Genomic DNA, 14,170 nt, shown 5'->3' on the forward strand with positions numbered 1-14,170 from the left:
TTCACAGGTCGCCTTTCTGCTATTGCGCCTAAAAACCCGCGCCTAAAAACGCGTCTCGCGTGCAACGCGTAAAAACGTATCGAGCAACGGCGTGCAATCGAGCAACTCCGGCCCGCCCGCGCGATGAAACTCCGGGTGCCACTGCACACCCATCACGAACGGCGCGCGTCGGTAGCGCACGGCTTCGATGAGGCCGTCGGTCGCCGACACGGCTTCGATGTTCAGATCGCGTCCAAGCGTCTTCACCGCCTGGTGATGGATCGAGTTGACGATTGCCTCGCGCCGGCCCGGGAACATGTTCGCGAGCGTCGAGCCATCGGGGAAGTGAATCGAATGACGATGCTGGTCGTAGTGCTCGTTGACATGCACGGCGGCGGTCGGCACCTCGCTGGCAATGTCCTGATACAGCGTGCCGCCGAACGCGACGTTGATGAGCTGACAGCCACGGCACACACCGAGCACCGGTTTGCCTGATTCAACGAACTCGTGCAGCAGCTCCAGTTCGTACATATCGCGTACGCGGTCGCCGGGCCATTCGGGATGCGTCGCGGCCTCCGTGTACGACTGCGGCGAAACGTCCGCACCGCCCTGTAACAGCAACCCATCGAGATGCTTCGCGTAATCGCGCAGACGGATGTTGCTCGGATGCAGCATGCCCTGATGACCGACGGTTGGGATCATGAACACGAGCACATCTCGCGACATCACCCAGTGCGCAATCGATTCCTCGAGATATTGCAGCGTCTTGCCGCGCAATCCCTTCGCACCCGGCTCCGGATGAAAGATCCGCGCCGAGACGCCGATACGCAGCGTGCGTTGCGTGATGCGCTGTCCGGCACGATCGAAGATGCGCCGCGCCCGCGCCGCGACGATCCGTCCAAACACCGACCACGCGGAATCGGCCTGCTTCAGATAAGCGGGCTGGCCCGGCGGTATCGCGTTGGGCGGTGGCGGATTCGTCGCGCTGAAGTCCGGCGCCGCGCCGAAACCGGCTGGCGGTGCACCGGCGCGCGCAGCCGATGCGGCGGCTGCGGTTTCGCCGGGGACATCGCTGGTACTGGCCTGTTCCGCCCCGGCCGCCGACACCTCGCCGGGGCTCGCGCCGGCATTTGCGGTTGCTTCCGCTCCGGCACCCTGGTTCGCATGTGCGCTACCGGCCCGTTCGCGCACCTCCGCTTCCTGCTTCGCAGTCGCCTGCGCAGCAGAAGCACGCGCTTCGGCCGCCTCTTGCCGTTGCGCGGCGCCCGGATCAACAGGCGTGACGTTCGATGCGCTGACGGGCGAATCGGTCGATGACGCTTCGGTGGCGGCTTGCACCGGTGGTGTAGCAGACGGAGGTGGCGCCGGCTTCGCGGCATCCGGGTGGGCGGTGGAGGAAGAGGGGGTGCCCGGTACGGCAGGCTGATCAGGTTTGTTTTCGCTCATGGCGGTGGCACAGGCGCGTCTGGACACGCGAACGAATGGATGTGAATCCATTATCCGTCAGCCGGTAGTGCCCGGCAAACCAGCACACAATTGCTCACATTAGTGCGTTTCTGTCACACGGCACCCCGCCACGGCGATTTCAATTTACGCTCGTTTACGATACTTTATGCTCGTTTATCATCGATAAACGGAATGGGCGGAACATGCAAAGAACACGGCTCGACGCGGTAGATGGCTTGCTTCCAGATGAACGCGCGCAGGCAGATGCGCTCTCCAAAACCCGCGGCAACCTGACGGTGGCCGCATCATGAAGCCCGTCTCCGAACGTGTTGCAACAACGGCGATATTTCTTGCCAACGGCCTGGGCATCGGAGCATGGGCCGTCGAAATCCCAAGAATCAAGGAAGCGCTCGCGCTGAGCGACTCGCTACTGGGCATCGCGCTGCTCGCTTTCGGGCTCGGTGCGATCGTCGCGATGCAGCTCGCCGGCCGGTTCTCGTTGCGCTTCGGTAGCGGACGGCTCACCGCGGCGCTCGCCATTGCATTCGCCGTCCTGCTGCCGTTCCCCGCGCTGGCTCCGAATTTCGTGTCGCTGTGCGTCGTGCTGTTTGCGCTAGGCGCGGCGAACGGCGCCCTCGATGTTTCGATGAACGGGCACGCGAGTGTCATCGAAGCAAGATGGCAGGCGCCGATCATGTCGTCGTTTCATGCTGCGTGGAGTGGTGGCGGCCTGCTCGGTGCCGCACTGGGCACCCTCCTGCAGGCACACGGCGTGGGAACGCTCGGTGGGCTGCTGCTTCCCGATCTCGTGATCGGCGCACTCGTTGTCGCAAGTACGATTTTCGCGCTGCGCGATATCGGACCGCGCACCGGGAGCGCAGGAGGACTGCAGCTACCGAGCGCAGGTGTGATGAAACTCGCGGGGCTCGCCTTTCTCTGCATGCTCGTCGAGGGCGCGGTAGCGGACTGGAGCGCGGTCTATCTGCGGTCCACGCTCGGGACACACGCCAGCGCCGCGGGGCTCGGCTATTCGGCATTCGCACTGTCGATGGCCGCGTGCCGTGTTGTCGGCGATGCCTCGGTACGGCGTCTGGGGCCGACGGCGGTCGTGACGATCGGTGGGGTGATCGCGGCCTCGGGGCTCGCAATCGTACTCAGCGTGCCCGGTGTGGTGACGGCATGCGTCGGTTTCGCGCTAGTGGGGATCGGCCTTGCGAACATCGTGCCGGTTATTTTCAGCGCGGCCGGTCGCTCGACGGCGATACCGGCTGCCGGTGTCTCGATGGCCGCTACGGCTGGTTATGCGGGCTTTCTCGTGGGACCGCCGCTGATCGGCTTCGGAGCAGGCCTGCTGAGCCTGCACGTCGCCCTCTACGTGCTCGTGCTGGCGACACTGACGGTTTGTGTTTTCGGCGGCAAGGCAGTGCGCGCGACGGTCGTCGATCGTCCTGCCTAGTTGTCAACCTAGCTGGTATTTGGGTGACAGCCTGCTTCACGGGTCAGGCTGTTCCTCGAACGTTTCACGCAGTGCGATCTGCATCGTCGCGTGAATTCGCACGCACCAGCGCCACAGCAATGCCACGAGCAGCGCCGCACACAGAAGCACGGCGATGAGCAAACCGGTCGGCGGCAGAATACCGCCCGACAGCGCGGCGACCAGCAGGAACACCCCCACCATCGATACGATCGGCACGAGATCGGAAATCGCATAGCGGATCGCACTCGTAAAGCGCCCGGCTTTCGCCGGCTGCACGCTGACTTCCGCGAGCAGCAGCGCAAGCGACTTGGTCTTGCGATAGACCGCGACGAGAAACGGCAGCGACACCAGTAACGCACCGCTCCACAGCACGACCCGCTGCAACGGTTCCGAACTCACCCAGTGCGCAAGGAAGTCGCTTGCGTGTGGCGCGCCATACGAAACACCGAGAAAGATCGCCGCAACGAGTGCGAGATTCACTGCGATCTGCAGCACGATCCGCCGCGTCATGCCGAGCAGCGTCGGTTCGTCGCTTGAGGGGCGCAGGCTACCCAGCCACTGCGAGTACATACCGAACACGTTGGCCAGCGTGGCCGGCATCGCGCGACCGAGACGCTGCGTAATCGGATCGGCGGCACGGATCAGATACGGCGTGAACAACGTGGTCAGTGCCGACACGGCCACCGCGATCGGATACAGAAACGCGCTCGTCACTTTCAACGTCAGTCCAAGCGACGCGATGATGAACGAGAACTCGCCGATCTGCGACACGGTCATGCCGACACGCATCGCGGTACGCCCGTCCTTGCCGGCGAGGAATGTGCCGAGGCCGCACGACACGATCTTGCCGACGATCACCGCAACCGTGATCACCGCAATCGGCCATGCGTAGTCGACGAGAATGCGCGGATCGAGCATCAAGCCGATCGTGACGAAGAAGATCGCGGAAAACGCGTCGCGCAGCGGCGCAATCAGATGCTCGATGCGATGCAGGTGCCGTGATTCGGCCATGATCGCGCCGATCAGGAACGCGCCGAGCGCGATGCTGTAGTCGAGCTTCATGACCAGCAGACAGAAACCAAAACAGAAACCGAGCACTGACACGAGCAGCATCTCGTCGCTGCGCGAGCGCGCCACGTAGTTAAGCGCACGCGGCACCACCAGAATGCCGACCACCAGCGACACCGTCATGAACAGCAGCAGCTTGCCGAGCGTGATCAATGCAATGCCCGCGCTCAACTGGCCAGTCTGCGCAATGCCGGACAACAGCACGAGCATCGCGATCGCGAGGATGTCTTCGACGATCAGAATGCCGAACACGAGCTGGGCGAAGTTCTCGCGCTTCAAGCCAAGTTCGGAAAGTGCCTTGACGATGATCGTCGTCGACGAGATGGCGAGGATCGCACCGAGAAACAGCGAATCCATCGGGCTCCAGCCGAACGCGCTGCCAATCTCGTAACCGATCCACAGCATCAGCACGATCTCGGACAGCGCCGCGACGATCGCGGTCGCACCGACGCGGAACAGCTTGCGCAGACTGAATTCGAGCCCCAGCGAGAACATCAGGAACACCACGCCGAGTTCGCCGAGCGTCTGGATGGTCGCCTCGTCGTGGATCAACTGGAACGGCGGCGTGTACGGCCCGATGATCACGCCCGCCGCGATATAGCCCAGCACCACCGGCTGCTTCAGGCGATGGAACAGCACGGTGACGACGCCGGCAAACGCCATCACGACCGCCAGATCCTGAATGAAGCCGATTCCGTGGTGCATGGGCGCTTTTCCTTACAAAAAGTAATGTCGAGACCGAATAGTAACGCACACGCGCGATACACCGGGATACACGGGATTAGGGCCGCCAAACGCCTGCGGACGGGCCCGACCACATGAAGGAATGTTTTTGACAGACTGGACGTCTGTGAAATATCACAATAATATCTTTCGCATATTCAATCTGGAGTTCAGTCATGCCGCAGGTGTCGTTCAATGTCGTGAGCCGCTCGGGAACGAGCGCCCCATCCACCGTCGATCTCAACCGGCTGACGATCGCCGGTTGGGCCGGCCGTGACCAGGCAGCCATCGAGCATCACATCGCCGAACTCGCGGCGCTCGGCGTCAAGCGCCCTTCCACGACACCGCTCTTCTACCGCCTTGGAGCCGGCCTGCTCACGCAGGCGGAACAGATCGACGTGGTCGGCACGAAATCGAGCGGCGAAGCCGAGTGCGTGCTGGTCCATAGCGCCGACGGCCTGCTCGTGACGATCGGCTCCGATCACACGGACCGCGAAGTCGAGGCCTACGGCGTGACCGTGTCGAAGCAGATCTGCCCGAAGCCGGTAGCGCGCGATGCCTGGCGCTTCGACGATGTCGTCGGCCATTGGGACCAGTTGCAGTTGTGCGCGCATGCCGTGCTGAACGGCGAGCGGCGCCTGTACCAGCAAGGCAGCGTGGCCTCGCTGCTCGCCGCCGCGGACCTGCTCGAACGCGCGCCGGTACCGGCCGGCGCGGCGATGTTCTGCGGCACGCTGGCGGTGATCGGCGGCATTGTCGGGATGGGGGACGGCGATGCGCTCGAACTCGAACTGCACGACCCGGTGCTGAACCGCACGCTGCGCCACGCGTATCGCGTGCGCGCGTTACCCATTGTCGAATGAGTCTTTCATGAACCTCACTCCCGCCGCTTCCGCCGAAACCAGCGCGTTGCGCAAGATCACCTGGCACATCATGCCGTTCCTGTTTCTGGTCTATGTGCTGTCGTATCTCGACCGCGTGAACATCGGCTATGCGAAGCTGCAGTTCACCGGCGACCTCGGCCTGTCGAACGCAGCGTACGGGCTCGGTGCAGGGATCTTCTTCTTCGGCTACTTCGTGTTCGAGGTGCCGAGCAATCTGCTTTTGAAGCGCTTCGGCGCTCGCGCCACAATTGCCCGCATCACGATCCTGTGGGGCGCGCTGTCGTGCGCGATGATGTTCGTGCATTCGGAGACCACGTTCTATGTGCTGCGCTTTTTCCTCGGCGTCGCCGAAGCCGGTCTCGTGCCGGGCGTGGTGCTGTATCTGACGTTCTGGTTTCCCTCCGACCGGCGTGCGCGGATGGTCGCCGTGTTCATGGCGGCGATTCCGGTGGCTGGCATCATCGGTGCGCCGTTGTCGGGATTCCTGATGTCGGCGCTGCATGAAGCGCACGGGCTGCGCGGCTGGCAGTGGATGTTCCTGATCGAAGGCATTCCGTCAGTCCTCACCGGCTTCTGGGCGCTCGCCGTGCTGCGCAACAGCCCTGCCGACGCCGCCTGGCTCACCGCCGAAGAAAAGCACGCCATCCTCAGCCGGCTCGCCCGCGAAAACACAGCCGCGGCCGCAGCGGGCGCGGAACACAGTCTCGCCGTCGCGCTGCGCTCCAGTCGCTTCTGGCTGCTGACGCTGATCTATTTCTGTCTCGTCACCGGCAATGCAGGCTTCTCGTTCTGGCTGCCGCAGATCGTCAAGGATCTCGGCGTGACCAACCTGCTGACGAACGGTTTCGTCACCGCGATTCCCTATCTCGCGGCGGGTATCGGCATGATCCTGATTGGCCGCTCCTCGGATGTGACGGGCGAGCGTCGCTGGCATTACGCGGTGTGCTGCTTCCTTGGCGCGGCCGGGTTGATCGGCAGTGCGTCGGTCACGAACTCGATTCCGCTCGCTGTGACCGGTCTGTCGATCGCGTACGTCGGCATCCTCGCGGGCTTCGGTATTTTCTGGTCGATGTCGACTACGTTTCTGCAAGGCACGGCCGCCGTTGCCGGCATTGCGGTGATCAATTCGATCGCGAATCTGGCCGGCTACGTGAGCCCGTATGTGCTCGGCATCGTCAAGGATGCGACGCATAGCGTGACCTACGGGCTGCTGTTGATCGCTGGCGCGTTGATCGTCGGCGGGCTCGTCACGCTCGCGATGCCGCGTGTGAAGGTACTGCACGGTGCGACGAGTGCGGCGTAATGCTCACACTGCGACTCACAGCGCCGAGCGCGCAGTGAGTCCACGGCCGCGCTGCGCCTCATTCGCCGCGCAGCCGTGTTCTACAATGCCGCCACACCGACCGCACTCCTTTTCATGACGCTCCCGCAGACTTCCCGCACCGCACGGCAGCCGAAGCGCCCGAATGCCGCGAGCCTGGCCGAACAGGCCTACGACTTCGTCAAGCGCGAGATCATCACGATGCGCCTGCGCCCGAGCGAAGTGCTCAACGAAGCCGAACTGATGGCGCTGACCGGCATCGGTCGCACTCCCGTTCACCAGGCGCTGCACCGGCTCGTCCACGAAGGCATGCTCACGATCATGCCGCGCAAGGGCATCATGGTGCGCCCGGTCTCGCTCGACGACGTGCTCGCAATCATCGACGTGCGGCTCGTCAACGAGAGCTACTGTGTCGAACTCGCGGCACGGCATGCGCAGGCGCAGGATTTCGAAGCGATGGAAGCGCTGCTCGAACGTTCGGCGGTCTGCGTTGCCGCGCACGACGTCGAAGGGATGATGGACATCGATCGCGAATTCCATCTGGCAATCTCCGCCGCCTCGCGCAACGCGGTGCTCGCCGACATCCTGCGCGGGCTGCATGAACGCTCGCTGCGTTTCTGGTTCATCTCGCTGTCCGAGCCGCACCATCTCGAAGACGTTCACGAGGAACATCTCGAACTGTTTCGCCTGTTGCGCGAACGCGATGCGGACGGCGCGCGCCAGTCCGTGCAGCGTCATATCGAAGCGTTCCGCGCGACGCTTTTCAACCGGATCTGAACGACCATGACCACCGAATTCACACCCTCAACGCCCTTCCCGCCGCTCGCCCAACTCGCCGCCGATCTCTCCGCCGGCCGCACCACGAGCCGCGCGCTCGTCGAAACCGCGCTCGAACGGATCGCCGATCCGGCTGGCCAGGGCTCGACCGTCTTCATGCACGTCGATGCCGACAGCGCCCGCGCCGCCGCCGATGCACACGACCGCCTGCGCGCCGCGGGCACCGTGCTGTCGCCGCTCGCGGGAATTCCGGTGTCGGTGAAGGACCTGTTCGACATCGAAGGTCAGGTAACGCGCGCGGGTTCCCGCGTGCTCGCCGATGCGCCGCCCGCCACCGCCGATGCAATCGCCGTCGCGCGGCTGAAGCGTGCGGGCGCGGTCATCGTCGGGCGGACGAACATGAGCGAGTTCGCGTTTTCGGGGCTTGGGCTCAATCCGCATTACGGACATCCGCTGTCGCCGTATCGGCGCGGTGAGCCCGGCGAAGAACGGATCTCGGGCGGATCGTCGTCGGGCGCGGCGGCTTCGGTCGCCGACGGCATGGCAGCAGTTGCGCTCGGCACCGACACCGGCGGCTCGATCCGCATCCCGGCCGCGCTGTGCGGTCTGACCGGCTTCAAACCGACCGCCGAGCGGATTCCGAAGCAAGGTGGCGTGCCGCTGTCGTCGACCCTCGATTCGTTCGGGCCGATCGGCGTCTCAGTCGCGTGCTGCGCGCTGGTGGACCGGATGCTGGCCGGCCTCGAGCCGCGCGTGCCGGCTGCCCGGCCGCTCGAAGGCGTGCGCCTCGGCGTGCTGACCAACTACGTGACGGACGGCGTCGAGCCAGCGGTCGCCGAAGCCGTCGACACGGCGCTCAAGCATCTGGAAGCAGCCGGCGCAATCGTCAAGGAAGTGCGCTTCGCGCCGCTCGACCGCCTGGCGGAAATCAACCGCTTCGGCTTTTCGCCGATCGAAGCGTATGCGTGGCACCGGCCGCTGCTGGAAAAGCATCGCGACCTCTACGATCCGCGCGTGCTGGTCCGTATCCTGAAGGGACAGCCCGCCAGCGCCGCCGATTACCTGGACCTGCTCGCCGAGCGCCGCGCCATGCTGGAAACGGCCGGCGCGCTGTGGCAACGCTTCGACGCCCTGGTCGCGCCGACCGTGCCGGTCGTGCCGCCGCGCGTCGCCGAGCTGATCGACGACGATGAGGCATTCGGCCGCACCAACGCGCTGATCCTGCGCAATCCGAGCGCGTTCAACTTCCTCGATACGTGCGCGCTGTCGCTGCCGTGCCACCGGCGCGGCGATGCGCCGGTCGGCCTGATGCTGGCAGGCGCCCCGCACAACGACGACGCGCTGCTGGCGCTCGGCCGGGCCGCCGAGGCCGTCCTGACGACGATCCGTTAGACGAAAGGCGCGGTGGCCCGGGTTCGCGCTAGAATCGCGGGCACCCGCCTGGGGGAGCTCCTCCGGCATTCACCGACCGCCACACGATCGATCCATGAACAACGACAACGCCGTCCTGCGCCGTGAGCGCTCCCTGCTGGTTCTGCTCGGTTTCATCTGTCTCGCGCTGGTGGCCGGCGCCCTGTACCTCCAGTACTTCAAGCACGAAGATCCGTGCCCGCTGTGCATCATGCAGCGCTACTTCTATCTGCTGATCGCCATCTTCGCGTTCCTCGGCGCGCGGCTGCGCGGCTGGCGCGGCGTGCGTCTGCTCGAACTGCTGGCTGTGCTGTCGGCGGCGGCCGGCATCGCCACCGCGGCGAAACATGTCTACGTGCAGGCAAATCCGGGGTTCAGCTGCGGGTTCGATGCGTTGCAACCGGTCGTCGACAGCCTGCCGCCCGCGCACTGGCTGCCCGGCGTGTTCAAGGTGGCGGGCCTCTGCGAAACCGCCTATCCGCCGATTCTCGGCCTGACGCTGCCGATGTGGTCGCTGCTTGGCTTCGTCGTGGCGTTCGTGCCGCTCGTACGGAGCCTCGTACGCAACCGGCGCCGCATCAGCTGATTCGGGGTTGCCGGGCGCTGCTCTCGTTGTCGGGCGGTTTGTCCGCTGCATTGCCGGTCGATATGGGGCCGCAGCGGTAGAGCCTGCGACGCCGGCGCCGCAGGTTCAGCGGCATTTGCGTGGCTGCGCAGCTTTAGCGGGTCCGGCGTCACCGCTGCGACCCGGCCCACTCCGCGGCCTCTCCCGTCTCCGGCCCACCGCTTCAAGCGGCTGCACGTCGCTTCACCTCATTTCCCACTGTTTTTGCCCATTCCCGCCCCCACGCAACTTCCGCCGCGCGCGCGAATCGTACGGTTTTCATGACCCGCGGCTGATAACCCCCATTACCCGCAGGGAATCCTTTCCGCGCGCGGTGGTGCTATCTTCGGGCATGGATGGCGATCTACGTGCGCGAGGCCGGTGACGGCACGGCCTCATGCGTAACGCGCGCCCGGTCCGCAATGTCTTTCGGATTCGCCATGACAACGCAAACCATCCGTTTCTATTACCGTGGGGCCCTCCGTGAAGTCGCCGGCGTGCCCGCTTCGCGCACCGTGCTGCAGCACCTGCGCGAAGACCTGCATTGCACGGGAACGAAGGAAGGCTGCGCCGAAGGCGATTGCGGCGCATGCACCGTGGTGGTCGGCGAGCTCGGTCCGCAGCGCTCGCTCGCGCTAAAAGCGGTCAACGCCTGCATCCAGTTCCTGCCTACGCTCGACGGCCGCGCCCTCTTCACCATCGAAGATCTGCGCGCCGCTAACGGCACACTGCATCCGGTCCAGCAGGCGCTGGTCGATTGTCACGGCTCTCAATGCGGCTTCTGTACACCCGGCTTCGCGATGTCGATGTGGGCGCTCTACGAAAACCAGCCCGCCGACGCCGGCCTGCCAACACGCGATGAAATCGCCGCCGCGCTCTCCGGCAATCTGTGCCGCTGCACCGGCTACCGCCCGATCGTCGAGGCCTCGCAGAAGATGTTCGACTACACGCAATATCCGCGCATCGCGCTCGATCGCGCTGCGGTGTGCGCTGCGCTCGAACCGGTCCAGCGTCGTAATACCTTCACCTACTCCGCCCCCGACGTGCGCGGCACCGCCGCCGGTTCGCCGACGTTCCATGCGCCGGTCGACCTCGATGGATTCGCGCAGTTGTATGCGCAGCATCCGCAGGCGCGCGTGCTGGCCGGCGGCACCGATGTCGGCCTGTGGGTCACCAAACAGTTTCGCGACCTCGGCGACATTCTGTACGTCGGCAACGTGGCAGCGCTGAAAGCGATTGAGCGCGATGCGCAAACGCTGACCATCGGCGCAGCGGTCTCGCTTGAAGCGGCCTACGCTGCGCTCGCCGTCGATTACCCCGAAGTCGCCGAACTATGGGTCCGCTTCGCCTCGCTGCCGATCCGCAATGCGGGCACGCTCGGCGGCAATGTCGCGAACGGGTCGCCGATCGGCGATTCGATGCCCGCGCTAATCGCGCTCGGTGCGCAGGTCGTGCTGCGCCACGCGCGCAAGACGCGCACCGTGCCGCTCGATGCGTTCTATCCCGGCTACCGGAGAACGGCGCTCGCCGCGGGCGAGTTCGTTGCGGCGATCCGTGTGCCGCGGCCGGCGCCCACGTTGCGCTTTCGTACTTACAAGGTGTCGAAGCGCTACGATCAGGATATTTCGGCGGTGTGTGCGGCGTTCGCACTGCGCGTCGACGGCGATACGATTGTCGATGCGCGCATCGCGTTCGGCGGTATGGCGGCGGTGCCGCAGCGTGCGGCGCATGCGGAAGCGGCGCTCACAGGTGCGCCTTGGGATGCGGCTACCTGCCGCCGCGCGATGGATGCACTCGCCGCCGACTATCAACCGTTGACCGATATGCGCGCGTCGGGCGCTTATCGTCTGAAGGTGGCGCGCAATCTGCTGTGGCGCTTCCATCTGGAAACGCGCGACAACGCACCGCTTGGTCTGCACGACGTGAACGCGTTCGCGTTCGACGCGCACGATGCGCATGACACGCATGACGCAGCCGACGAAGTCACGCTCGCGAAGGAGCCTCAGCCATGACCTCGCGCATCGACACTTCTACCGCAGGCGACGCAAACCACGCGTCGATCGGCGTGTCGCTGCCGCATGAATCGGCGGGACTTCACGTGAGCGGCGAAGCGCTCTACACCGACGATCTACCCGAACTGCACGGCACATTGCACGCGGCGCTCGGCCTCGCGCGCCACGCACACGCTCGCATCGTTTCAATGGATCTCACCGCCGTGCGCGCCGCGCCGGGCGTCGTTGCCGTGCTGACGGCCAGCGACATCGCCGGCGAAAACAACTGCGGCCCGGTGCTGCACGACGATCCGATTCTCGCCGACGGCGAAGTGCAGTACCTCGGCCAGCCGGTATTCGTCGTGATCGCGCAGAGCCACACGCTCGCGCGCCGCGCCGCCGCGCTCGCCACGAGCGACGACGTGATCCGCTACGAGCCGCTCGAAGCGGTGCTCAGCATCGCCGACGCGAAAGCGCGTCAGTCGTTCGTGCTGCCGCCGCTGCATCTGACTCGCGGCGCACCCGCCGCACGTATCGCGGCGGCGGCTCATCGCATGACAGGCACGTTCGAAGTAGGCGGCCAGGAGCAGTTCTATCTGGAAGGGCAGATCGCGTATGCGGTGCCGCAAGAGATGGACGGCATGCTCATCTACAGTTCGACCCAGCATCCGAGCGAAATGCAGGCACTGGTCGCGCACATGCTCAATGTGCCCGCGCATAACGTGGTCTGCGAATGTCGTCGGATGGGCGGTGGTTTCGGCGGCAAGGAATCGCAATCGGCGGTGTTTGCCTGCGCGGCCGCACTCGCTGCGCGCGCGCTGAATCGCCCGGTGAAGCTGCGCGCGGATCGCGACGACGACTTCACGATCACCGGCAAGCGCCACGACGCCGCGTACGAGTACGAAGTGGGCTTCGACGACGACGGCCGGATCGCCGGCGTGCGCGTCGAGATCGCGCTGCGCGCCGGCTATTCCGCCGATCTGTCCGGTGCCGTGGCGACACGCGCCGTCTGCCATGTCGACAACGCGTATTACCTGTCCGACGTCGATATCGTTGCGCTGTGCTGCAAGACCAACACGCAGTCGAACACGGCGTTTCGCGGCTTCGGTGGCCCGCAGGGTGCGCTCGTGATGGAAGTGATGCTCGATGACATCGCGCGGCAGTTGCAGCGCGATCCGCTCGACGTGCGGCGCGTGAATTACTACGGCGTCGGCGAGCGCGATGTGACACCGTACGGTCAGCGCGTCGAGGACAACATCCTCGCGCCACTCACCGACGAACTGCTCGCGACCAGCCAGTACCAGGCGCGCCGTGTTGCGATCGCCGCGTTCAATGCGACGAGCCCGATACTTCGGCGCGGTATTGCACTGACGCCGGTGAAGTTCGGCATCTCGTTCAACGTGCCGTTTCTGAATCAAGCGGGAGCGTTAGTGCACGTGTACCGGGACGGCTCGGTGCTCGTCAATCATGGCGGCACTGAAATGGGCCAAGGGCTCAACACCAAGGTCGCGCAAGTCGTCGCACATGCGTTCGGTTTGCCGCTATCGCGTGTGCGTGTCACGGCCACCGATACGTCGAAGGTTGCCAACACGTCGGCAACTGCGGCATCGACCGGGAGCGACCTGAACGGCAAGGCCGCCGAAGCGGCGGCGCACATCATTTGCGAGCGACTGGCCGTGCTGGCCGCGCAACAACTCGGTGGCACAGCGCAGGACGTGCGCTTCGCAGACAGCGCGGTGCACGCGAACGGCGCATCGATACCGTTCGCGCAGCTAGTCGAGAGCGCGTACCTCGCGCGCGTGCAATTGTGGTCCGACGGTTTCTATGCAACACCGAAAGTCCACTGGGACGCCAAGACGTTGACCGGCCATCCGTTCTACTACTTCGCGTACGGTGCGGCCGTGTCGGAGGTCGTAGTCGATACGCTGACCGGCGAATGGAAACTGGTGCGCGCCGACCTGTTGCACGACGCGGGGCAATCGATCAACCCGGCCATCGATATCGGCCAGGTGGAAGGCGCGTTTATCCAGGGCATGGGCTGGCTCACCACCGAAGAACTCTGGTGGAACAGCGACGGCCGCCTGATGACACACGCGCCCTCGACGTACAAGATTCCCGCGGTAAGCGATACACCGGCTGCGTTCTACACTCGGCTCTATCGCAACGAAAACGCCGAGCCGACCGTGTTCCGTTCGAAGGCCGTCGGCGAACCGCCGTTGCTGTTGCCGTTCTCGGTGTTTCTGGCGCTTCGCGATGCGATCGCCGCAGCCGTGCCGCACGCGAACCGCGCGCCGCCGCTGCGCGCGCCCGCAACGCCGGAAGCGATACTCGACGCGATCGATGCACTCGCTGCGTCGCCGCTGGAGCCTCAAGAAGCGAACGCGGCCGGCGCGGTGACACCACCATCGCCGAAGACAGCCGATACCACTGCCTAGCCGCGCCGATAGCGCATAACCGCCCGCCCGGATACCTCGTGCGGGCTCTACTGGA

At 65.1% G+C, this 14,170-nt stretch carries 10 protein-coding genes; 8 read left to right on the top strand and 2 right to left on the bottom strand.

The window, feature by feature from the left end; genetic code table 11:
• Window positions 1-42: 42 nt before the first annotated feature.
• Window positions 43-1,425: a gamma-glutamyl-gamma-aminobutyrate hydrolase family protein gene (locus BWP39_RS05085; protein WP_096717488.1), complete on the bottom strand. Its 1,383-nt coding sequence runs from the start codon at window positions 1,423-1,425 to the stop codon at window positions 43-45.
• Window positions 1,426-1,732: 307 nt separating this feature from the next.
• On the opposite strand from BWP39_RS05085, the gene BWP39_RS05090 reads away from it, so the two are divergent.
• Entirely contained in the window at window positions 1,733-2,881 is a 1,149-nt protein-coding gene (locus tag BWP39_RS05090; RefSeq protein WP_207556597.1) for an MFS transporter, read from the top strand.
• Between the two features lie 36 nt (window positions 2,882-2,917).
• Here BWP39_RS05090 and BWP39_RS05095 read toward each other — a convergent pair whose 3' ends face one another.
• Window positions 2,918-4,675: a cation:proton antiporter gene (locus BWP39_RS05095; protein WP_096717492.1), complete on the bottom strand. Its 1,758-nt coding sequence runs from the start codon at window positions 4,673-4,675 to the stop codon at window positions 2,918-2,920.
• A gap of 194 nt (window positions 4,676-4,869) precedes the next feature.
• On the opposite strand from BWP39_RS05095, the gene BWP39_RS05100 reads away from it, so the two are divergent.
• The 7 genes from BWP39_RS05100 (at window position 4,870) to xdhB (ending at window position 14,115) form a co-directional block, all read left to right on the top strand.
• On the top strand, window positions 4,870-5,556 hold the full coding sequence (locus BWP39_RS05100) for a DUF2848 domain-containing protein (protein ID WP_096717494.1): 687 nt from the start codon (window positions 4,870-4,872) through the stop codon (window positions 5,554-5,556).
• Window positions 5,557-5,563: 7 nt separating this feature from the next.
• Window positions 5,564-6,880, top strand: coding sequence for an MFS transporter (locus BWP39_RS05105; RefSeq protein ID WP_096717496.1), 1,317 nt, complete (start codon window positions 5,564-5,566; stop codon window positions 6,878-6,880).
• A gap of 114 nt (window positions 6,881-6,994) precedes the next feature.
• Window positions 6,995-7,675, top strand: coding sequence for a GntR family transcriptional regulator (locus BWP39_RS05110; protein WP_096718561.1), 681 nt, complete (start codon window positions 6,995-6,997; stop codon window positions 7,673-7,675).
• 6 nt (window positions 7,676-7,681) lie between these two features.
• On the top strand, window positions 7,682-9,067 hold the full coding sequence (locus BWP39_RS05115; protein WP_096717498.1) for an amidase: 1,386 nt from the start codon (window positions 7,682-7,684) through the stop codon (window positions 9,065-9,067).
• A 94-nt stretch (window positions 9,068-9,161) separates the two neighbouring features.
• Complete coding sequence (locus BWP39_RS05120; protein ID WP_091011468.1) at window positions 9,162-9,671, top strand: disulfide bond formation protein B; 510 nt, start codon at window positions 9,162-9,164, stop codon at window positions 9,669-9,671.
• 458 nt (window positions 9,672-10,129) lie between these two features.
• Window positions 10,130-11,701 carry a xanthine dehydrogenase small subunit gene (gene xdhA, locus BWP39_RS05125; protein WP_096717500.1) on the top strand — a complete coding sequence of 524 codons (1,572 nt, stop codon included), beginning with the start codon at window positions 10,130-10,132 and terminating at the stop codon, window positions 11,699-11,701.
• Window positions 11,698-14,115 (top strand): xanthine dehydrogenase molybdopterin binding subunit, encoded by a 2,418-nt coding sequence (gene xdhB / locus BWP39_RS05130; protein ID WP_096717502.1) that lies wholly within the window; start codon window positions 11,698-11,700, stop codon window positions 14,113-14,115. Before xdhA ends, xdhB begins: the two co-directional genes overlap by 4 nt.
• Window positions 14,116-14,170: the final 55 nt, after the last annotated feature.

Origin of the sequence: Paraburkholderia acidicola, assembly GCF_002362315.1 — a bacterium.
Lineage (GTDB): Bacteria > Pseudomonadota > Gammaproteobacteria > Burkholderiales > Burkholderiaceae > Paraburkholderia > Paraburkholderia acidicola.